Source organism: Nonomuraea sp. NPDC051191 (assembly GCF_044455665.1).
GTDB lineage: Bacteria > Actinomycetota > Actinomycetes > Streptosporangiales > Streptosporangiaceae > Nonomuraea.
Map to the genome: position 1 here is coordinate 45,962 of NZ_JBITEZ010000023.1, position 20,639 is coordinate 66,600.

Below are 20,639 nucleotides of genomic sequence, written 5' to 3' on the forward strand. Positions count from 1 at the left end.
CCTTCACCAATACTCGTGGCACTTTCCCGCACGAGGAAGAGGTGGTCCGATGCGTACCGCTCGTCTCGCCGCCGCGGCGCTGACCGTACTGGCGGCCGCTGCCTGCGGAGGCGGCACGGCCGCTCCGAAGGCGTCCGGAGCCGGCGCCTTCACCGTCACGGCGGACCTCCCGCCGGCCAAGGGCCCGGTGGACGCCGTGACCTGGGCGCTCTACGCGGAGCCGCAGTCGCTCGACTACGCCTACGCCTTCGATTACCCGCCCAACACCGTGCTCGCCAACGTGTGCGAGCAGCTCATGCGGATCACGCCCGACTTCCGGGTCGAGCCGGGGCTCGCGAGCAAGGCCGAATCGCCCGACCCCGGGCGCTGGGTGTACACGATCCGCGAGGGCGTGCGCTTCCACGACGGCTCGCCGCTCACCGCCGACGACGTGGTCGCCAGCATGCGCCGGCACATGGATCCGAAGGTGGGGTCGTACTGGGTCTCGTCCTACCAGAACGTCAAATCGGTGGAGAAGACGGGCCCCATGGAGGTCACCGTCCACATGAAGAAGCCCGACCAGCTGTTCAACGAGCAGATGGGCACATCGGCCGGGACCATCGAGAGCGCCGCGTTCCTGGCCCGCGAGGGCACCGGGTACGGCACCCCGGACAAGGGCGTGAACTGCACCGGGCCGTACTCGCTCGACAGGTGGGACAAGGGCCAGGCGATCAACCTCAAGCGCTTCGACGGCTACTGGGACGCCGCGCTCAAGGCCAGGGCCGCGACCGTCCGGAACGTCTTCATCTCCGACCCGGCGGCCCGCGTCAACGCCCTGCTCTCGGGCGAGGCGGACGGCAGCTACCTGGTCCCCACCACCGGCTTCACCCGCCTGGGCGCCGCCTCCAGCGGCAAACTGTACTTCGGCCCCAACACCGCCGCCGTCAGCCTCATCCCGCTCGACCTCAAGGGCACGCTCGGCGACCTGAGGCTGCGCAAGGCGCTGTCCATGGCGCTCGACCGCAAGGACATCCTCAAGGCCAGCGTGGCCGGGGTCGCCACACCGGCCAAGGCGCCGGCGGCGATCGGCGCGTGGGGGATCGCCCCCGAGGCCGCCCAGCAGTACTACGCCAAGCTCCCCGAGCTGAACACCGACCTCGAAGCGGCCAAGAAGCTGGTCAAGGAGGCCGGCGGCACAGGCAGGAAGATCGTGATCGCCACGAGCACGATGGCTCCCGACATCGGCGTCATCGCCAACGCCGTCCAGGCCGCGGGCCAGGCCATCGGACTCCAGGTCGAGCAGAAGGCGGTGGCCCCCGACGCCTACTCCGCGCTGTTCTCCGACCCCAAGGCCCGCGAGGGCATCGACCTGGTCATGACCATCTGGTACGACTCGACCCCCGACCCGCTGGAGTTCTACGGGATCCTGCAGACCGGCAACTTCGCCAACTACGGCGGCTACTCCAACCCCGACTACGACAAGCTCGTCGACCGGGCGAGCGCCGAGGCCGACCCCGCGGCCCGCGCCGCCGTCGTCGCCGAGCTGCAGGAGATCGCCGTCCGGGACATGGTGTGGATCCCGCTGTACGAGGTGCCGCACAGCATGTTCCTCAACAAGCGGCTCACCGGCGCGCCCACCGGCATCACCCAGCTCGTCTATCCCTGGGCCGCGGTGCTCGGGTCGGCCGACTGATGGGCGCCTTCCTGGCCCGCAGGCTCGCCGGGCTGGTCGCGACCCTGCTGGGGGCCTCGTTCGCGGTGTTCTCCGCCGTGTACCTGGCTCCCGGCGACCCGGCCTCGTTCCTCACCCAAGGGCGTTCGGCGTCCCCGGAGGCGATCGCGGCGATCAGGGCCCAGTACCACCTGGACGATCCGTTCCTCACGCAGTACCTCAAATGGGTCGGCGGCGCGGTGACCGGGGACTTCGGCCGCTCGGTGCAGTTCCGCCAGGACGTGACAGGTCTGCTCCTGGCCAGGCTGCCCACCACGCTCTTCCTGGTCGGCTACGCCGGGCTGCTCATCGTGGCCGCGGGGCTGATCCTCGGCGCCTTGGCCGCGCTGCGGCCGGGCCCGCTCGACAGGGTCGTCCTCATCGGCACCGGGGTGGCCACCGCGACCCCCTCGTTCGTCGCGGCGATCGGCCTGATCTCGCTGTTCTCCGTCCAGCTCGGCTGGTTCCCCGCCTTCGGCAACGGTGAGGGGCTGGTCGACCGGCTCTGGCATCTGACCCTGCCCGCGGCCGCGCTCGCCCTGACGTTCGCCGGCCTGCTGGCCCGGGTCACCCGCGCGTCCATGCTGGAGGAGCTGGCCCGCGAGCACGTCGAGGTGGCGCGCTCGCGCGGCGTCCAGGAGAACGCGGTGATCCGGCGCCACGTCCTGCGCAACTCGCTCGGCCCGATCAGCACGGTCACCGGCACGGTGATCGCCGGGCTGCTCGTCGCCACCTCGATCGTGGAGACCGCCTTCGGCCTGTCCGGGATCGGGCAGCTGCTGGTCAGCTCGGTCACCGTCAAGGACTTCCCGGTCGTGCAGGCCGTCACCACCTTGATCGTCGTCGTCTTCGTGGGCGCCAACCTGCTGGTCGACCTGGTCCAACCGGCCATTGATCCGCGCCTGCGCAGGGCGTAGCGAAGGAGTCCCCTTGACAGCCGTGACCCTCCACCGCCGATACCGGCTCCCGGCCGACAGGACGACCGTCGCCGGCGTCGCCGTCCTGGCCGTCCTGGTGGCGGTGGCGATCCTCGCCCCGGTCGTGGCGCCGCACGACCCGCTCGCCATCGACTTCTCGGCCGCGCTGAGCGGCCCGAGCGCCGATCACCTGCTCGGCGCCGACCAGTCCGGCCGCGACGTCCTGTCCCGCCTGATCTTCGGCGCGCGGGCGGGACTGCTCGGCCCTCTCCTGGTGGTGACCCTGTCGACGGTGGCGGGCACCCTGCTCGGCGTCCTCGCCGCCTGGACCGGCGGGGTCGCCGACGCGGTCCTGTCGCGCGCGATGGACTTCGTCTTCGCCTTCCCCGCGCTGCTGCTGGCGATCAGCCTGGTGGCCATGTTCGGGCCCGGTCTGACCGCGCCCGTCGTGGCGATGAGCATCGCGTACACCCCCTACGTCGGACGGCTGGCGCGCGGCGTCGCCCTGCGGGAGATGTCCCGTCCCTACATCCACGCCTACCGGGTGCAGGGCTGGTCCGGCTGGGTCATCTGCCTGAGACACCTGGTCCCGAACGTCGTGCCGCTGATCCTCGCGCAGTCGGCGATCAACTTCGGGTACGCGCTCATGGACCTCGCGGCGCTGTCCTTCCTCGGGTTCGGCACGCAGCCGCCCGTCCCGGACTGGGGCGCCATGATCAACGAGGGCGCGTCCGCGCTGCTGCAGGGCGCCATGCTGCCCGCGCTGGTCCCCGGCGCCGCCGTCGTGGTCACGGTGGTGGCCTTCAGCATCGTCGGCGAGGGCATCGCCGACCGCGTCTCCGGGAGGGAGCGCTGATGCTCCAGATCAACGACCTGACCGTACGGCTGGCGCCCGGCCAGGCCGCACGGCCCATCCTGGACGCGGTGTCGCTGAAGGTCGCCCAGGGCGAGGCCGTCGGGCTCGTCGGCGAGTCCGGGTCGGGCAAGTCCGTCACCTGCCGGGCCGTGCTCGGCCTGCTGCCCCGGCAGACCGCCGTGAGCGGGCGCGTCCTGGTCGACGGCCAGGACGTGCTGTCGCAGACCGCCGCGGGACTGCGTGACCTGCGCCGTCGCCGAGTGGCGATGATCTTCCAGGATCCGCGGGCGTCGATCAATCCCGTCCGGCGGATCGGCGACTTCGTCACCGAGGGGCTGCGGGCGGGCGGCCTGCCGTACCGGCAGGCCCTCGATCGTGCGGAGGGGCTGCTGGAGGCGGTGGGAATCGAGGACCCGCGAGCCGCGCTGCGCCGCCACCCGCACGAGTTCTCCGGCGGGATGCTGCAACGGGTGATGATCGCCGGGGCGCTCGCCGCCGAGCCCGACCTGCTGCTCGCCGACGAGCCGACGACCGCGCTGGACGTCACCACACAGGCGGAAGTCATCGCGATCCTGTCGCACCTGAGAACCGAGCGCGGGATGGGCATGTTGTTCGTCACCCACGACCTGGAGCTGGCCGCGGCCATCTGCGATCGCATCTACGTGATGTACGCGGGCCGGATCGTCGAGGAGCAGGCCACCGGCGAGCTCTTCGCCCGGCCCCGCCACCCGTACACGGCCGGGCTGCTGGCGGCCACGCCCCGGCTGGAGTCGCACGAGCCCCCGCACGGGGTGCCGGGCAGGCCCCTGTCGCTCGCGGAGTCGCCGGACGGCTGCGCGTTCGCGGCCCGCTGCCACCTGGCCGTCGAGCGGTGCCGGGAGCGGCGGCCCGTGCTGGAGACCCTGGAGCACGCCCAGGTGGCGTGCCTGAGAGCGGGAGAGCCGGTCCATGACTGAGAACGTGCTGGAGGTCGAGGGGCTGCGCAAGGCGTTCGGCGGCAAGACCGCCGTGGACGGCGTCTCCTTCTCGCTGCGGGCGGGCAGTTCGCTCGCCGTGGTGGGCGAGTCGGGATCGGGCAAGACGACGACCGCGCGCATGCTCGTCGGCCTGGAGATCCCGGACGCGGGACGGATAGGCGTCGAGGGCCGCGACCGCTCGCGCGTCCCGCGCGGCCGCCGGGCCAGGCTCGCGCGGGCGCGGGAGATCCAGATGGTCTTCCAGGACCCCTACCTCTCCCTCGATCCGCGCATCAGCGTGAGCGAATGCGTGGAGGAGTCGCTGCGCCTGCATTTCGCCATGGACCGGCAGGCCCGGCAGGCCCGGCGCGATGAGCTGCTGGAACGCGTCGGGCTCGGCGAACGCGAGGCGGCCGCGCTGCCCAGACGGCTGTCCGGCGGGCAACGCCAGCGGGTCGCCATCGCCCGCGCGCTCGCCACCGAACCGAAGGTGCTCATCCTGGACGAGGCCACCTCGGCGCTCGACGTGTCCATCCAGGCGCAGATCCTCGACCTGCTGGCGCGGATCCGCCGCACTCTCGACATCGCCTACCTGTTCATCACCCACGACCTGGCCCTGGTCCGGCACGCGGCCGACGACATCGTCGTGCTGTACCGCGGCAAGGTCGTCGAGGCCGGGCCGACCGAGCAGGTCCTGGCCGCCCCCCAGCACCCCTACACCCGCCTGCTGCTGCATTCCGTGCCGCGGCCCGGCTGGGACCCCGTACAGATCGCCGCCGACCGGCGCGCCCTTCAGGAGATCATGTGAGTGACCTCGCGCACCTGCCCGCCACGCAAGCCCTGGAGCTGTTCAGGACCCGGGCTCTGTCGCCCGTCGAGCTCATGACCGCGGTCATCGAGCGGGCCGAGGCCGTCGAGCCCCGGGTCAACGCGCTCAGCGAGACGATGTTCGAGCAGGCGCTCGACCAGGCCAGGAAGGCCGAGCACGCCTACGTCCACGGGTCGCCGCGACCGCTCGAAGGGCTCCCGGTCGCCACCAAGGACGAGCAGCCGATCGCGGGAAGGCGGGCCAGCGACGGCTCCCTGGCCTACGCCGGCCACGTCGCCGACGCCACCCACCCGGTCGTGGAGCGCGTCATCGCCGCCGGCGGGATCGTCCACGCCCGCACCACCACGCCGGAGTTCTGCTGCGCCGCCTACACGCACTCCCGGCTGTGGGGCATCACCCGTAACCCCTGGAACCTGGACTACTCGCCCGGCGGCTCCTCCGGCGGCGCGGGCGCGGCCCTGGCGTCGGGGACGGCGACGCTGGCCACGGGGTCCGACATCGGCGGCTCGATCCGCCTGCCCGCCGCGGCCACCGGAACGGTCGGATACAAGCCGCCTTACGGGCGGGTGCCCGCGATGTCGCCGTACAACCTGGACCACTACTGCCATGACGGCCCGATGGCCCGCACCGTCGCCGACTGCGCGCTCCTGCAGAACGTCATCGTCGGGCCGCACCCGGCCGACGTCGTCTCCATCCGCCCCGCCGTACACGTCCCCGAACGCCTCGGCGACGTCGCAGGGCTGCGCATCGCGTACTCACCGGACCTGGGGAACTGGGAGATCGAGCCGGACGTCGCGGCCAACACCCGCGCGGTCGCCGACGCGCTGGCCACGGCCGGGGCCGTCGTGGAGCAGGTGGAAGTGCCGTTGCGGCGCGCCGACGTCATGCGCGCGGCCTTCATCCACTTCGGCGCCATCTTCGGGCCCATGGTCGCCGGCGTGGCCGACGCGCACCGCGACGAGCTCACGCCCTACGCCCTCGCCTTCGCCGAGGACTCTCGCGCCGCGCTGGCGCGCGACGGCTTCCTGGCCGGGCTGGAGCTGGAGGGCCGCGTCTACGCCGTGATCGGTGACCTGCTCGACCGGTACGACGCGCTGATCTGCCCCACCGCCGGCGCCGCCGCGCTGCCCGCGGGCGAGGACTACGTGGACACGAAGCTGACGGTCAACGGCGTCCAGCTCGACCACTACCTGGAGTATTCGCTGACGCCCGTGTTCAACATCGCCAGCCGCTGCCCCGTGCTCAACGTCCCGTCGGGCCTGTCGTCATACGGCGTGCCGACCGGAGTGCAGATCGTCGGCCGCAGCTACGACGACGCGACCGTCTTCCACATCGGCGCCGCCGTCGAACGCGTCCTGCCGTGGTCCACCCGCCCGCAGCTCTGAGGAGAGTTTCATGACTTCTGCCGACATCCTGTTCGTCAACGGCCGAGTACGCCCCATGGCCGGCACTCCGAGCCGTGCGGTGGCCGTACGCGAGGGGCGGATCCTGGCACTCGGCGACGACGAGGAGATGCGCGACCTTGCGGGCCCGCGGACCGAGGTCGTCGACCTGGCCGGCCGGACCCTGCTTCCCGGATTCCAGGACGCCCACGTGCACCCGGTCCTGGCCGGGCTCACCATGACCCGGTGCGACCTGCACGAGGCGCGGGACGCCGCCGACGCCCTCGCCGCGGTCCGCGCGTACGCCGCGGCCAATCCCGAGACGCGCTGGATCTCCGGCGGCGGATGGTCCATGGAATGGTTCCCCGGCGGCACACCGAGCCGGATCGCGCTCGACGAGGTCGTCCCCGACCGGCCGGTCTACCTGACCAACAGGGACGGGCACGGCGCATGGGTCAACACCGAGGCCCTGCGACTGTGCGGCGTCGACCACGGCACCCCCGACCCGGCCGATGGCCGCATCGAACGCGAACCGGACGGCACCCCCCAAGGAACCCTGCACGAGGGCGCCGCCTCGCTCGTGGGCAGGCACGTGCCCGAACCGACGGACGAGGACCTGCTCCGCGGCCTCCAGGCGGGCCAGCGACGCCTGCACCAGGCCGGAGTGACGGCATGGCAGGACGCGATGGTCAGCCCGGAGGTCCAGCGCGCCTACCAGGCCGCCGCCGACGCCTCGATGCTCACCGGGCGCGTGGTCGGCGCCCTGTGGTGGGACCGGGATCGGGGCGAGGAGCAGATCCCCGAACTGCTCGCCCGCCGTACCACCACCGGACGGTTCAGAGCCACCAGCGTGAAAATCATGCAGGACGGCGTGGCGGAGAACTACACCGCCGCCATGACCTCCCCCTACCTGGACGGCTGCGGATGCCGGACCGGCAACAGCGGCATCAGCTTCATCGGACCCGAGGACCTGCGCGCCCACATCACCCGGCTGGACGCCGTCGGGGTCCAGATCCACGTGCACGCGGTCGGCGACCGAGCCGCCCGGGAGGCGCTGGACGCGTTCGAGGCGGCGCTCAAGGTCAACGGGCGCAAGGGCAACCGGCATCACATCGCCCACCTCCAGGTCGTCCATCCCGACGACGTGCCGCGGTTCGCGGCCCTGGAGGTCACCGCCAACATCCAGCCGTTGTGGGCGGCGCACGAGCCGCAGATGGACCAGCTGACCATTCCCTTCCTCGGCGACCGGCGCGCCACCTGGCAGTACCCCTTCGGCGACCTCCTGCGCTCGGGCGCCGCCCTCGCCGCGGGCAGCGACTGGCCGGTGAGCAGCCCGGATCCGTTCCTCGGCATCCACGTCGCCGTCAACCGGATGCTCCCCGACGGATCGGGGCGGCCGTTCCTGCCCGCGCAGCGCCTCCCGGTGGCGGCGGCCCTGTCGGCGTACACGATCGGCACCGCCCGGATCAACCACCTCGACACCCGGACGGGGACCATCGAGCCCGGCAAGCTCGCCGACTTCATCGTCACCGACGCCGACCCGTTCGCCGTCCCTCCCGGTGACCTGGGCGGTATCACCGTCCTCGCCACCTACGTGGAGGGACGACGGGTGCACACGCATCCGTCCTTCTGACCGCTCACCGCCGAGGGAACCCGTCCCCGTCCTCTCCGCTCGCCGCGGCGGAAGGGGCGGGGCCGCCCGTTTCTGCAGGTCAAGCGGGTAAGTGTCTGCGCTGCGCTGGTCGGGATCGGCTGGATACGGGCTTCGGCCAGGACGTCCAAGCCCATGTTGCGGCGTGCTTCGGTCCGTTCGTCGGTCTGCTCGGCCGGCAGCGCGCCGACCAGCCAGGTCTCGCGTGGGAAGCAGCGAAGTCGGGCAGGTCCTCGCGGGTGGCGTCGGCGGTAGGCCACCGGCTTGCCTGCCGACCGGGCTACCCCTCCCGGGGCGTGCCACGCTGCCGTGGCGAGGTAGTGCCGTGCTGGTGATGCGGCTCCCGGGTCGCAGTCCCTCGACTCCGTCGCCGAGGCGGTCGAGCAGCAGTTCGCGAAGAAGAGCAGCGTGCGCTTCTCCGTCAAGCGGCGCGGCGGGCCTCCGGCCACCTGGGACAACAAGGCGTCCGGTGCGTACCGCCGACACCACGACGATCTCCCAGGAGGTAGGGGGACGGGCCGGTCCCGGGAGATCAGCATCGGTCCGGACTTCTTCGAGACCGAGCAGGAGAGCGGCTCGTGGCGCGGGCGGGGAGGAGTTCCGGCGCCGGGATGATGGGTGCGGCGTGAGGCTCGAATCGTGGGGCGGCTGGGCCAGGACCAGGACGTCTGATCGGGAGAGACGCGGGCTGGGAAATGGGGTGCCCGTTCCTGTGGTGGCGTTTGATGAGGAGGCGATGGGGTTCGCCGGGCTGTTCTGATTTTGCCGAGAGCGCGGGCGAGTATGTCAAACCTTCCGCTACAGATAGTGGCCATATAACTACATAGAGTTAATGATTGATGGAGTGGCGTCCGCCACGCCCACACCTCCGGAAGGGATCCGATCATGCGACTCGCTCTGCCCCTGCTGGCCCCTCTCGTCGCTGCTGCTGCGATAGCCGCCGCACCGCTCCCTGCAGCCCACGCCGCCACCGTCATAACATGCGAATCCGTCGATGCCTCTGAATCCACCGTCCGGGGAACCAGCTGCAACACGGGCCACTGGGGTCCCCTGAGCAACTTCGTCATCGGCGCGGCAGGTCAGATCTACTACGCCTGTCACACCGGCTGGGCAGAGGGCTCGTTGTGGGTGCAAGGCCAAAACTGTAGGTCGATTCCCCGCGGCTGAGCACGGGCAGAGTTGACGCCCAGATCGGGAGGTCTGGTACAAGGCCACCCAGGACGGGCACGCGATCGACGTGCCGGCTACCAGGAGGTAAGCCTTGGGTTCCTTGACGTCTCTGTGGCCGGTCTTGCCTCTGGACCTGGGGCTTCTTCCTGAAGCTCCGAGAATTCTCAGAGTTGATGAGACTTCGCAGATTGTGAAGGTCCATCGTCCTCCTCGATCGTCTGACATCGGCGTCGAAGACGAGGAGACGTGGGTTGAGCCTGTCGGTCGTGCGGGATCTTCGCGAGGCACGCGGCTCGGCCGGGCCGCAGGAGCTGGCTGAGTTCGAGACCGATGTGCTGGCGGGGTTCGTGCTCGCCGCGCGGCTGCAGGCCCGCGCCGCCCGGGCCGAAAGCAAGCTCAAGGAACAGGTGCGGGAGCTACGTGAGCGGCTGGCCGCCGCCCAGACCGCTGCCGGGCTGGTGCTGCCCGAACTGGCCGACCTCAGCGGCGACCTCGGTGAGGGGGCTCGCGGGGTGAGGTTGGCCGGCGCAGGCATCGCAGTCGCCCGGCAGCCGGACGGCGCCGTGGGTGCTGCACCACGAAGACCGGCGGATCCGGCTGGGCGACGGCGAGCACGCCGCCGCGCACGGCCGCGCCCTGGCCGCCGGTCTGCTCGCCGTCTCCGCACGCTGGGCACACGCATCTGAAGGCACCGCTGGTGTGGGTTGCCGCGCGTGCGGTCTCCTCTGAGCGCTCACCGTCCTCGCGTCCGGGACGGTCGTCCCGGACCGGGGCGTTCAGCCAGGGCGTGCTCCACCGATCGGTTGATCGGCTCCACCACTTGAACGGTCGCGCGAATCCACCGCCCAATCGGCGGATCGGGCGATCCGCGCAGGGCGCCTCTGTTGCGACGCTGAATCCCGTCGGTGAGCAGCAAGGACGGAGATGGTCGAGATGCGCAACATGGTGTGGCTGGTCAGAGGGTACGTCGTGGTCAGCGTGCTGACGCTGGTGACGATGGTCGTGTTCCGGAACGACGCGGCGATGGTCCCCGACTCGGTGTGGGTCCGCGGCACGCTCGTCGCCGTCGCTTCGCTGGTCACCTGGTTGTTCGCGGTACGGGCGGCCAGGGGTGAGCGGAAGATGCTGCTGCGGCTGCGGATCGTCACCTCGATCATGCTGGTCGCGATCGTGGTGATCATCGCGTTGCCCGGTCTGTTCCCGCTGTGGTTCAAGCTGGAGCAGGGTGTCTGCGGCCTGCTCCTGCTGCCCGTGGTCGTCCAGCTCAACCGGCGGCCGGCGGACCGGGGCTGAGCGCGCCGACCCGAGTGCGCCGGACGGTGCTTCCAGCGGCGCGGGAGTCTCGACGGCGGCGGCTAGATTGTTCTGGGAGCAGGTGAGCGATGGACAATTGGCGGATGGCCGCGCCGGCGGGCTGGGAGCGACGGCTCCTTCCCATGATCACCGTGGTCCCGTACGTGCTGCTGGCCGTCATGGCCGCCCTGACGATCGTCGTCAAGCACGACCAGCCGGGCTCGCTCGCCCTCGACCTCGCGCTCTGCGCGGCAGCCGCGGTGTGGAAGCTCGTGCTCTTCACGCTGCACCCGCAGTGGCGCGGGCGAGTCGGCGTGATGAGCGTGTTCATCGCGGGCCTGATCCTGTTCGGGCTGGTCATGGTCGTACGCGATCCGTGGTTCGGCGTCTACACGCCCGCGCTGTACTTCTACGCCTTCCGGATCATCGGCTGGCCGCGTGAGCTGTACTTCATCGCGGGCGTCGCGGTGGTGGCGGGCACGGCGCAGTCGGCCGGCCTGGACTTCGGCACCTGGACGGGCCTGCTGGAGTACCTGGGGGTCCTGACCGTCAACGTCGTGCCGATGTGCCTGATGGCCTGGCTCAGCGAGGTCGGCGCACGCTACTACGCGGCACGGGAGACGGCGCTGCGCGAGAGCAGGGAGGCCAACGCCCGGCTGGCCGCGGCCCTGGCCGAGAACGCGGCACTCCAGGAACGGCTGGTCGAGCAGGCTCATGAGACCGGCGTCCTGGACGAGCGGGCCCGGATGGCGCGGGAGATCCACGACATCCTGGCCCAGGGCCTGACCGGCATCGTCACGCAGTTGCAGGCGGCCGAGCAGGCGGCCGACGACCCGGCCGCGTGGCGGCGGCACCACGCGGCGGCGACCGCGCTGGCCAGGGAGAGCCTCACCGAGGCGCGGCGCTCGGTGAACGAGCTGCGTCCCGAACCCCTGGAGCCCGGCCGGCTGGCCGACGCCGTCACCGAGGTGGCGGCCAAGTGGTCGGCGCGCCACGGCCTTCCGGTCCAGGTGGCCGTCACCGGCGAGACCCGGACGATGCCCCCGCAGGCCGAGGTCGCCCTGTTACGGGTCGCCCAGGAGGCGCTGGCCAACGTCGCCAAGCACGCGCCCACCGCCACCCGCGTCGGCCTCACCCTCTCCTACACCGACCGGCAGGCGGTGCTCGACGTCCGCGACGACGGCCCCGGCTTCGACCTGGACGCGCGCGCCGGTCACGACGGGGGCTTCGGGCTGGTGGCGATGCGGCAGCGGATCGAGGCGCTGTCGGGCGCTTTGCGAATCGAATCGGAGCTGGGCGGCGGGACCGGGATCTCGGCCTGCCTGCCCGCGCACACGCCGGAGGCAGGCACATGAGTGACGCGATCAAGCTGCTCGTCGTCGACGACCACCCGGTCGTGCGTGACGGGCTGAGCAGCATGTTCGCCCGCGATCCGGAGTTCACCGTGGTGGGGGAGGCGTCGGACGGGGCCGAGGCGGTTCGGCTGGCCGAGGCCCTCGCGCCGGACGTGATCCTGATGGACCTGCGGATGCCGGGTATGGACGGCGTCACCGCGATCGGCGAGCTGGCCAGGCGCGGTGTGCCGGCCCGGGTGCTGGTGCTGACGACGTACGACACCGACAGCCACGTGCTGCCCGCGATCGAGGCGGGCGCCACCGGCTACCTGCTCAAGGACGCGCCGCGCGAGGAACTCGTCCGTGCCGTACGCTCGGCCGCGCGCGGCGAGGCCGCGCTCTCGCCGTCGGTGGCCGCCCGCCTGATGAGCCGGCTCCGCACCCCGGCGCCTTCGACCGGGCCGTTGAGCCAGCGCGAGCTGGAGGTGTTACGGCTGGTCGCGGCCAGCCACAGCAACCGCAAGGCGGCCGCCCGGCTGTTCATCACCGAGGCCACGGTCAAGACGCACCTGCTGAACATCTACGCGAAACTCGACGTCAACGACCGCGCGTCGGCGGTGGCGGAGGCGTACAACCGCGGCCTGCTGGGTACGCCCGAGCGCCCGTAGCCCTCGCCGTCCGGCCCGCTCCGGCGAGCCCGATCGGCGAGTTCCGTCCCGGGGCGGACGGCTCCGGGGCGAAGGTCCGGGGGAGACTGCCAGGGCCGTCAACGTCGCTCCGAAGCTCGCAGTTCCTTCTGTCCAGCGCCCTGGGAGGCTGCGGCGCGAGCGACTTCGCCCAAACGTGCCAGGGCCCGGTCGGCATCTTGGGGAGTGCGGCTTGCTGGTGAAGGTCGGCACCCAGCGAGGTGAGGTGGTGGTGGCGCCGGAGCCGACAGCGTGGAGCACGGCTGCGCGAGTGGTTCCGATCAAGGGTTCCCAAGAGCCATGTCCCGGCGGGCTCATGCCGATGCCATGTCTGGCCTGTCGGCTGATCGGGTAGACGAGCACGGTTTCAGGCGTGGGTCCGCCGGCGTCGCGCCGCTGCTCAAGTCCCCGCCCGGCATCGCCCTCCGATCAGAGGCTGCCGGCTCTTCGCCGCTGGTCGATCATGGGAGCCGGCGGTCGTCCAGTAGTGGAGGTTGCGCAGATGAGCTTCGTCGTCCTGAAGAGCACGGACCTGCCGGCCGAGGAACGCTTCGGCTGGTGGTGCGACATGATCAGCCGGGATGTGGGACCCACCCGCATCACGAGCGACCACATGGCCGACTTCCGTGCCACCGCCGGAGTCATCGACCTGGGCGTCGTCCAGCTCACCACCACCTCCTTCCCGGCGCTCACGTCGGTGCGGACCCCGGCGCTGATCCGCCGCTCCGACCCCGAGGCGTACGAGCTGACGCTGATCGTGGGCGGCGAGATGTGGATCTGCCAGAACCGGGACGACACCCGGATGACCGCCGGTGACCTGGTGATGTGGCAGACCTCGCGTCCCTACGACGGCGGTGCCTTCGACGGGCCGCACCAGGCGCAGGCCATCATGATGCACCTGCCGCGCGCCGGGCTGCCGCTGCCCGAACGGCAGGTCGACGGCCTGCTGTCGCGCAGGATGCCCGCCACCGGGGGGCTGAGCGCGGTGCTCGCCACCTACCTCAGGACCCTGGTGCGCGAGGTTCCCGCCATGTCTCCTCAGGACGCGACCCGGCTGGGCGCGACCACCCTGGACCTGGCCCACGCCTTCCTGGCCCACCGGCTGAACGCCCAGTACCGGCTGGCGCCCGAGACCCGGGACCGGAGCCTCATGGCGCAGATCTGCGCGTTCGTCGAGCACCATCTGGGTGACGCCCAACTGGGGCCTGGGGTCGTCGCGGCCCGTCACCACATCTCCGTGCGTCACCTGCAGGTGCTCTTCCAGCGTCAGGGCACCACACTGACCGACTGGATCAGGCGGCGGCGCCTCGAACATTGCCGCGCCGACCTGGCCGATCCGCGCCTGCACACGTTGTCGATCCAGGCCGTCGCGGCCCGCTGGGGCTTCCCGCGGGCCGCCGACTTCAGCCGGTCCTTCCGCGCGGCGTACGGGATGTCGCCCAGGCACTACCGCCACAGCGTGACGGCGCTGCGGGAAGCGCGGAGTGCGCCTGGTGCGTAGAAAGTCTGCGTCCCACGCTAACGACCGCGGCGCGCCGCCGTAGCAAGCTGTCGGGGTGTGGGCGATGAGCGAGGTCGGCCGCCACGGCGACGATGATCAGCATGCCCCGTGATCGTGCATCGTTCCTCGCCACCCAGGGAGTTCCGCGCGTATGGGACACGTTCTTCGCAAGTTAGTGACGATTGTGCTCGCCTTGTCGGTCATCTGGCCGTTGTCGCTGGTCAGCGTCACCACGGCGGTGGCGGACGCGGGGCCGTACAAGGCGAAGGTCGACATCGACGGCCGGGGCAGCATGGACCCGGACGACCGCGTCAGCACCGACGCCTACCTCGCCGACGCCGACGTCATCATCGTCTGCCAGGACACCGGTCCGGCGGTCGGCGGGAGCGCCGTCTGGGACTACACCACCAAGAAGGTGTGGGTGCCCGACACCTACGTGCGCACCGGGATCGACGGCTTCCTGCCCGACGTCCCCCGCTGCCTGTCGATCGGGATCGACGGCTACGCGAACAAGGGCTCGCTGCACGGACCGTACCGGGTCAAGGTCGACCTGGACGGCAGGGGCAGCGCCAACCCCGACGACCGGGTACGGATCGACGCCTACATGCGTGACAGCCAGATCCTCATCAAGTGCCAGGACTACGGCGGCGCCGTCAACGGCAGCACGCTGTGGGACTACACCTCCCAGGGGCTGTGGGTGCCCGACGTCCACATCAGCACCGGCACCACCGGCTGGATCCCGGGCATGCCCTCCTGCTCCTCGCTCGGCATCCCGGGCGGCGGCGGCACGCAGCCGGGCGGCGGCCGCCAGTTCCCGATCCGCACGACGCTCAACGGCTACCACGGCAAGAGCCTGGGCTCGGCCCGCGAGGAGGACAAGTACTCCGAGGAGAGCTACATCACCATCGTCTGCCAGGCCTACGGCGAGACGAACTACGGCGGCTCAACCGTCTGGGACAAGACCGTCGACGGGCTCTGGGTGGCCGACTACTACGTGCGCACCGGCTCCACCGACATCGTCATGAACCGCTGCGACAACGACGGCCCCTCGGGCGGCGGCGGGAACCGCTACCTGGTGCGCACCACGCTCAACGGCTACCACGGCAAGAGCCTGAGCTCGGCCCGCGAGGAGGACAGGTACGCCGGCAACAGCTACATCGCGATCGTCTGCCAGGCCTACGGTGAGTTCAACTACGGCGGCTCGGCCGTCTGGGACAAAACCCTCGACGGGCTGTGGGTGGCCGACTACTACGTCAAGACCGGCTCGTCCGACATCATCCTGCCGCGCTGCGACAACGACCCCAAGCCCGCGGGGGGCGGTGGCGGCACCGGAAACCCCGGCACGCCGATGCCTCCGGGCAGCGGCACCGTCGACCGCGGCAACGTGCGCGACCAGATCGTGCGGGCCGCCTACAGCCAGCTCGGCGTCGCCGAGTGGGGCGACAACTGCAACCCCTACGGCTCGGGCGGCTCGGTCAAGTGCGGCTGGGCCTGGTGCAGCATGTTCGCGAGCTGGACGTGGCGGCACGCCGGCATCGACGTGTTCCTGCCCTACAGCGGCGACTTCTACTGGTGGGGCAAGAGCCGCGGCACGTTGCGCTCGCTCAGCGACATCCGACCGGGCGACCTGGTGCTGTACGGCACGAGCGCGGGCAACAGCACCCATGTCGGTGTGGTGGTGGAGGTGGACGGCAACGGACTGATCACCACCATCGAGGGCAACTACGGCAACGCGGTCACGAAGGTCACCTCCTTCTCCCCGTACGGCGCCCACCCCGGCGGGCACGGCTCGCCGATCTACGCGGTGGTCTCGCCGCTGGCCGACTCCTCCACGGTCTGGGAGCGGTCCGGCGACCCCGGCTACGACGAGCCGGACAAGGAGAACTGCACCACCAGGCTCGACACCGTGCCCGGCGGCGGCTGGAACATGACCTGCCTGGAGTTCCGCAAGGAGCGCGGCTGGGAGGAGGTGCGCGGCGTCGCCTACGTCTTCCCGGCCAGGCCGACCGTCACCCGCGCGCACCTGAACCTGCGATTGTCCGACCTGCCGGGATCGGGCTCCAGCGTGGAGGTGCGCTGCGAATCGGCCCTGCTGGACTCGGTACGGTCCTGCGCCACGGCCTGGCGTCCTCAGTTCATCGGAACGGTGGAGCTGAGCGTCGCCTACGCCTTCAACGGCGACACCCAGAACCGCAACGTCGGCGACCTGCGCTTCCGCGGCACGGCCCAGGAGAACAACACCTTCTGCGGGCCGACGGCGATGCAAGCGGTGCTGTCCACCACCGGCGCCGATCCCGTGCCCTCCCAGCGGGAGATCGCCGACGAGGTCGGTACCAGCCAGCTCGGCACCCTGCCCACCAACATGGCCCACTACGGCAACACGATCGTCGGCTACACCTACAACCAGAACTACCTGCGCAACACCGACGAGGACAACGCGGTGGCCATCGCCAACACCTTCAGCGCGGTGTGGTGGTCGCTGACGACCAAGGGCCAGCCGTCCATCCTGCTCGCCAAGTCCGACTACCTGCCCTGGGTCGATGTCAACAACGGCCTGCTGCGGCACTACGTGGTCATCCACGGCTTCTCCACCCAGCCGACGAGCGGCGGCGGCCAGACGTACCGATTCCGGGTGTGGGACCCGCAGGAGGCCAAGCACCACTACATGACGATCGACCAGATGGTCTACGCCATGCGCAACGCCATGACGCCGGGCCTGCTGCACCTGATCACCCCGAAGGCCAACCCGTGACCTGACGCCGCAGCCCCTGGAGCGCGCCGGGATCGCCATCTCCCGGCGCGCTCCGGCACGGAGAGCGGCACCTGAGGGCAGCAGGAACGGCTCGTGGTGGATGGCGCTGCAGAAGAAGACGAAGATCCTCGGTATCCCGCACTGGCAGCGGCTGGCGGGCCGGACGCTGCGCAGCGACCAGACGGGGGCCTTCCACGTCCGGGCGACGTGCAAGAGCATGAAGAAGAACACCTTCCGCGTGGTCACCAGCGGCACCACCGTGCTGACCGGTCCCACGCTCACGGCCAAGTGCTGGCCCCGCGACAGCGTCAGGTCTGAGCTGCGGCGTCAATGCTGCCGACGGTCAGGTCGGTCAGCGCCGCGATGGCCGTGGTGGCGGTGGCACGTCCCCGGTTCAGCTCCGCGGCGATCGCTTCGGCCGCGCCCAGCACGCCGACGCAGCGCAGTCGGAGGGCTTCCCGCGTGAGCCCGGAGTACGGCCGCAGGGCGGTGGCCATCAGCTCCGTGTAGCCGTCGAGCAGGTCGCGCTCGATCGCCTCCATCTCCTGGTTCCCCTTGAGCGCGGCCGAGATGGCGGTCCACTCGGGCATGTCGGTGGCGCAGGCGAAGTAGGCGGCGCTCAGGACGCGCGCGATCTCGCGGGGGAGCGCCGGGGCGTCGCGCAGGGCCTGCTCCGCGGCGGCCCGGTGCCGCTCGTCGAGCCGCCGGTAGAGCGCGATCAGCAGGCCGGGACGGGTGCCGAAGTGGTCGTAGACGACCGGCCTGCTGACCCCGGCGGCCTCGGCCAGGCTGAGCAGCGTGAGGCCGTCGGTGCCGTGGGCGCGCACGAGCGCCATGGCGGTGTCGAGCAGCTGCTCCCGTCTGGCCGGCTTGGACAGGCGTGTCGATCCGGTGGTCATCGTCCTCCCTTGCGTCGCCTCCCATCTTAAGCTACAAAATGTAACTTACAGAATGTAGGTTAAGGAGAGGACATCACCATGGAGCACTCCGTACTGATCATGGGCGGATCCGGCCAGGCGGGCGCGGGGACCGCGGCCCTCCTGCGCCGCTGGCACCCGGAGCTGCCGCTGACCATCGCGGGCCGCGACCTCGGCCGCGCCCGGCGGGTCGCCGACGAACTCGGCGGCGCGACGGCCGCGACCATCGACCTGCGCAGAGGCGACCTCGGCCTGAAGGGGAGCGACGGCTACTCGGCGGTCGTGGCGACCGTGTGGGACAGCCACCTGAACGGGCTGCGTTACGCACAGGACCGCGGCCTGCCGTACGTCAGCATCTCCAGCGGCCTGGTCGACATCGGACCCGAGATCGTCGCCGCCGGCCTGCGCGCCGGCGCGTCACCGATCCTGCTGGCCAGCCACTGGTACGCGGGCCTCGTCGTCCTCGCGGTGCTCGGCCTCGCCGGGGAGTTCGACCGGCTCGACACCATCGAGATCGGCGGCGTGCTGGACGAACAGGACAGCGGCGGCCCCGCGGCCACGGCCGACATGGCACGCCTGCTGGCCGCCACCTCGGCGGGACACCTCCGCCGCGACGGCGTCTTCCACTGGGTCACCGGCCCCGACGCGGAGGTGGAGGTCACCGGCGTCGACGGCACCGTGCTGCCCGGCCAGATCGTCCCCATCCTCGACGTGCCGAGCCTGGCCCTCGCGACGGGCGCGCCCAACGTGCGCTTCGCGTTCGCGGTCGGCGAGTCGTCGGGCAGGCGGCGCGGCGGGCCCGCGTCCACGGAGGTCAGGATCGACCTCGAAGGCGTGGACCGCGCGGGCGCACCGCACAGGACGACCCGCTACCTCCTCCACCCGGAGGGCCAGCGCCCCTTGACGGCGCTCGGCATCGCCCTGGGCGTCGAGCGGCTGCTCGGCCTGCGCGGCGCCCCCGTGCCGCCCGGCCTCCACACCCCCGAGGCGCTGATCGACCCCGGCTACGCGGCCGAGCGGATGACGGAGATCGGCGCCACCATCACCGGCGCGCACGGCGATCACTGACTCAGGTTCCGCGAGCCCGCCACACCCATCATGTTGAACGTTCGTACAAGTTGTACTAGCGTTCAACATGATGAGAGTGAAGGGGACGTGATGACGCGGCAACAGTTCACGCGGGCAGGGACGCGCCAGTGGGCCGGCCTCGGACTGCTGGCCATGCCGACGGTGCTGCTGGGGCTGGACGTGACCGTCCTGTACCTGGTGGCACCGAGCATGGCGGCCGACCTGTCACCGTCGGCCACCCAACTGCTGTGGATCATGGACGCCTACGGGTTCCTCGTCGCCGGGTTCCTCATCACCATGGGCACGCTGGGCGACCGGATCGGGCGGCGCCGGTTGCTGAAGGCCGGGATGATCGCCTTCGCCGCGGTCTCGGTGTTCGCCGCCTTCGCCCCCACGGCCGAGCTGCTGATCCTCGCGCGAGCCCTGCTGGGGGTGGCCGGGGCGACGCTCATGCCCTCCACGCTGTCGCTGATCTCGAACCTGTTCCCCGACGCGCGTCAGCGCGCGGTCGCGATCGGGGTGTGGGCCACGATGTTCGCGCTCGGCATGGCCGCCGGGCCGATCGTGGGCGGAGCCCTGGTGGACTCCTTCTGGTGGGGAGCGCCGTTCCTGGCGGCGGTGCCCGTCGCCCTCATCGTCCTGGCCGGGGCACGCGCCCTGCTCCCCGAGTACGCGGCCCCGTCCAGCGGAAGGCTCGACCCGGTCAGCGTGTGCCTGTCGCTGGCGGCGATCCTTCCGGTCATCTACGCCGTCAAGCACATCGCCTCCGACGGTTCCGGCGGCCCGGCCCTCGTCTGTGCCATGGCGGGCGTTCTGGCCGCGATCGTGTTCGTACGCCGCCAACGCCGCCTCCCCGATCCGCTGCTGGACGTGGCACTGTTCGGGAACCGGGCCTTCGTCGTGGCCCTGGGCGTGCTGCTCATCGGCCTGGTCGGAGTCGGGGGCTCGATGTACCTGGTCACGCAGTACCTCCAGCTCGTCGAGGGGCTCACACCCTTCGAGGCGGGGCTCTGGATGGGGCCGCCGGCGCTGGCGATGGTCGCCGCCGCCATCGGCGCTCCTCTGGTCGCCCGGCGCTTCCGCCCCGGCTCGGTCATGGGCGCCGCCCTCGGGGCGTCCCTCGCCGGCTACGCGCTGCTCGCCACCGCGGGACTCGACGACGAGGTGTCCGTGGCGGCCGGCTTCACGTTCGTCTATCTCGGGCTGGGCGCCCTCGCCGCTCTGGGCACCGACATGGTGGTGGGCGCGGTGCCGGCAGCACGGTCCGGGTCGGCGGCGTCGATCTCCGAGACGGTCCAGGAGCTCGGCATCGCCATCGGCGTCGCCCTGCTCGGCAGCCTCACCACCGCCGTCTACCGCACCCAGGTGACAGTGCCCGAAGGTCTGACGCCGGAGAGCTCCGGCGCCCTCACCGACAGCCTGAACGCGACCACGGCGATCAGCGGCAGCCTTCCGCCCGGGACCGTCGAGGCGGCGCAGCGGGCCTTCGCCAGCGGGCTCAATGTCGCTTCCCTGGTCGCGGGGGTCGCCATCGCCGCCGCCACGGCGCTGTGCTTCTGGATGCTGCGTCACGTGCCCGCGCTCGGGGAGACGCAGAACCGTGACACCGACGGTTGAACGACGGTCCGACTATCCTG

Annotated in this window: 16 protein-coding genes; 15 read left to right on the forward strand and 1 reads right to left on the reverse strand. The window is 71.2% G+C overall.

Annotated features, from left to right (window positions below; translation table 11 throughout):
* The first annotated feature begins 49 nt into the window (after window positions 1-49).
* The 13 genes from ACIA8R_RS45735 (at window position 50) to ACIA8R_RS45795 (ending at window position 17,017) form a co-directional block, all read left to right on the forward strand.
* Window positions 50-1,672 carry an ABC transporter substrate-binding protein gene (locus ACIA8R_RS45735; protein ID WP_397044108.1) on the forward strand — a complete coding sequence of 541 codons (1,623 nt, stop codon included), beginning with the start codon at window positions 50-52 and terminating at the stop codon, window positions 1,670-1,672.
* The gene (locus ACIA8R_RS45740; protein ID WP_125645850.1) at window positions 1,672-2,607 is read left to right on the forward strand and encodes an ABC transporter permease; all 936 of its coding nucleotides are present in this window, start codon (window positions 1,672-1,674) and stop codon (window positions 2,605-2,607) included. The genes ACIA8R_RS45735 and ACIA8R_RS45740 overlap by 1 nt, the downstream gene beginning before the upstream one ends.
* 22 nt (window positions 2,608-2,629) lie before the next feature.
* Complete coding sequence (locus ACIA8R_RS45745) at window positions 2,630-3,463, forward strand: ABC transporter permease (RefSeq protein WP_357704019.1); 834 nt, start codon at window positions 2,630-2,632, stop codon at window positions 3,461-3,463.
* Window positions 3,463-4,419 carry an ABC transporter ATP-binding protein gene (locus ACIA8R_RS45750; protein ID WP_397044110.1) on the forward strand — a complete coding sequence of 319 codons (957 nt, stop codon included), beginning with the start codon at window positions 3,463-3,465 and terminating at the stop codon, window positions 4,417-4,419. The genes ACIA8R_RS45745 and ACIA8R_RS45750 overlap by 1 nt, the downstream gene beginning before the upstream one ends.
* Window positions 4,412-5,227 (forward strand): ABC transporter ATP-binding protein, encoded by an 816-nt coding sequence (locus ACIA8R_RS45755; protein WP_397044112.1) that lies wholly within the window; start codon window positions 4,412-4,414, stop codon window positions 5,225-5,227. Before ACIA8R_RS45750 ends, ACIA8R_RS45755 begins: the two co-directional genes overlap by 8 nt.
* On the forward strand, window positions 5,224-6,633 hold the full coding sequence (locus tag ACIA8R_RS45760) for an amidase (protein ID WP_364100431.1): 1,410 nt from the start codon (window positions 5,224-5,226) through the stop codon (window positions 6,631-6,633). Before ACIA8R_RS45755 ends, ACIA8R_RS45760 begins: the two co-directional genes overlap by 4 nt.
* Window positions 6,634-6,643: 10 nt before the next feature.
* Window positions 6,644-8,263, forward strand: coding sequence for an amidohydrolase (locus ACIA8R_RS45765; RefSeq protein ID WP_397044114.1), 1,620 nt, complete (start codon window positions 6,644-6,646; stop codon window positions 8,261-8,263).
* Between the two features lie 1,439 nt (window positions 8,264-9,702).
* Window positions 9,703-10,137 carry a hypothetical protein gene (locus ACIA8R_RS45770; RefSeq protein WP_397044116.1) on the forward strand — a complete coding sequence of 145 codons (435 nt, stop codon included), beginning with the start codon at window positions 9,703-9,705 and terminating at the stop codon, window positions 10,135-10,137.
* A gap of 238 nt (window positions 10,138-10,375) precedes the next feature.
* A complete protein-coding gene (locus ACIA8R_RS45775; protein WP_397044117.1) occupies window positions 10,376-10,744 on the forward strand; it encodes a hypothetical protein in 369 nt (122 codons plus the stop codon).
* 89 nt (window positions 10,745-10,833) lie between these two features.
* Window positions 10,834-12,099, forward strand: a complete 1,266-nt coding sequence (locus ACIA8R_RS45780; RefSeq protein ID WP_397044119.1) for a sensor histidine kinase — start codon at window positions 10,834-10,836, stop codon at window positions 12,097-12,099.
* Window positions 12,096-12,746, forward strand: a complete 651-nt coding sequence (locus ACIA8R_RS45785; RefSeq protein ID WP_364100445.1) for a response regulator transcription factor — start codon at window positions 12,096-12,098, stop codon at window positions 12,744-12,746. The genes ACIA8R_RS45780 and ACIA8R_RS45785 overlap by 4 nt, the downstream gene beginning before the upstream one ends.
* Window positions 12,747-13,266: 520 nt before the next feature.
* Complete coding sequence (locus tag ACIA8R_RS45790) at window positions 13,267-14,265, forward strand: helix-turn-helix domain-containing protein (protein ID WP_397044122.1); 999 nt, start codon at window positions 13,267-13,269, stop codon at window positions 14,263-14,265.
* Window positions 14,266-14,458: 193 nt separating this feature from the next.
* On the forward strand, window positions 14,459-17,017 hold the full coding sequence (locus tag ACIA8R_RS45795; protein ID WP_357703759.1) for a C39 family peptidase: 2,559 nt from the start codon (window positions 14,459-14,461) through the stop codon (window positions 17,015-17,017).
* 308 nt (window positions 17,018-17,325) lie between these two features.
* Here the strand turns inward: ACIA8R_RS45795 and ACIA8R_RS45800 are convergent, their stop codons facing one another.
* On the reverse strand, window positions 17,326-17,916 hold the full coding sequence (locus ACIA8R_RS45800; RefSeq protein ID WP_397044124.1) for a TetR/AcrR family transcriptional regulator: 591 nt from the start codon (window positions 17,914-17,916) through the stop codon (window positions 17,326-17,328).
* Window positions 17,917-17,994: 78 nt separating this feature from the next.
* Between ACIA8R_RS45800 and ACIA8R_RS45805 the strand changes: the two genes are divergently transcribed.
* On the forward strand, window positions 17,995-19,002 hold the full coding sequence (locus ACIA8R_RS45805) for a hypothetical protein (RefSeq protein ID WP_397044126.1): 1,008 nt from the start codon (window positions 17,995-17,997) through the stop codon (window positions 19,000-19,002).
* Between the two features lie 90 nt (window positions 19,003-19,092).
* The gene (locus ACIA8R_RS45810; protein WP_397044128.1) at window positions 19,093-20,619 is read left to right on the forward strand and encodes an MFS transporter; all 1,527 of its coding nucleotides are present in this window, start codon (window positions 19,093-19,095) and stop codon (window positions 20,617-20,619) included.
* The last annotated feature ends 20 nt before the right edge of the window (window positions 20,620-20,639 follow it).

What these genes read in the sequence shown, in the direction of transcription:
- ACIA8R_RS45740 (WP_125645850.1), top strand. Translation starts at nt 1,672, where the DNA reads ATGGGCGCCTTCCTGGCCCGCAGGCTCGCCGGGCTGGTCGCGACCCTG.
- ACIA8R_RS45790 (WP_397044122.1), top strand. Translation starts at nt 13,267, where the DNA reads ATGAGCTTCGTCGTCCTGAAGAGCACGGACCTGCCGGCCGAGGAACGC.
- ACIA8R_RS45750 (WP_397044110.1), top strand. Translation starts at nt 3,463, where the DNA reads ATGCTCCAGATCAACGACCTGACCGTACGGCTGGCGCCCGGCCAGGCC.
- ACIA8R_RS45780 (WP_397044119.1), top strand. Translation starts at nt 10,834, where the DNA reads ATGGACAATTGGCGGATGGCCGCGCCGGCGGGCTGGGAGCGACGGCTC.
- ACIA8R_RS45785 (WP_364100445.1), top strand. Translation starts at nt 12,096, where the DNA reads ATGAGTGACGCGATCAAGCTGCTCGTCGTCGACGACCACCCGGTCGTG.
- ACIA8R_RS45810 (WP_397044128.1), top strand. Translation starts at nt 19,093, where the DNA reads ATGACGCGGCAACAGTTCACGCGGGCAGGGACGCGCCAGTGGGCCGGC.
- ACIA8R_RS45765 (WP_397044114.1), top strand. Translation starts at nt 6,644, where the DNA reads ATGACTTCTGCCGACATCCTGTTCGTCAACGGCCGAGTACGCCCCATG.
- ACIA8R_RS45800 (WP_397044124.1), bottom strand. Translation starts at nt 17,916, where the DNA reads ATGACCACCGGATCGACACGCCTGTCCAAGCCGGCCAGACGGGAGCAG.
- ACIA8R_RS45805 (WP_397044126.1), top strand. Translation starts at nt 17,995, where the DNA reads ATGGAGCACTCCGTACTGATCATGGGCGGATCCGGCCAGGCGGGCGCG.
- ACIA8R_RS45755 (WP_397044112.1), top strand. Translation starts at nt 4,412, where the DNA reads ATGACTGAGAACGTGCTGGAGGTCGAGGGGCTGCGCAAGGCGTTCGGC.
- ACIA8R_RS45775 (WP_397044117.1), top strand. Translation starts at nt 10,376, where the DNA reads ATGGTCGAGATGCGCAACATGGTGTGGCTGGTCAGAGGGTACGTCGTG.
- ACIA8R_RS45735 (WP_397044108.1), top strand. Translation starts at nt 50, where the DNA reads ATGCGTACCGCTCGTCTCGCCGCCGCGGCGCTGACCGTACTGGCGGCC.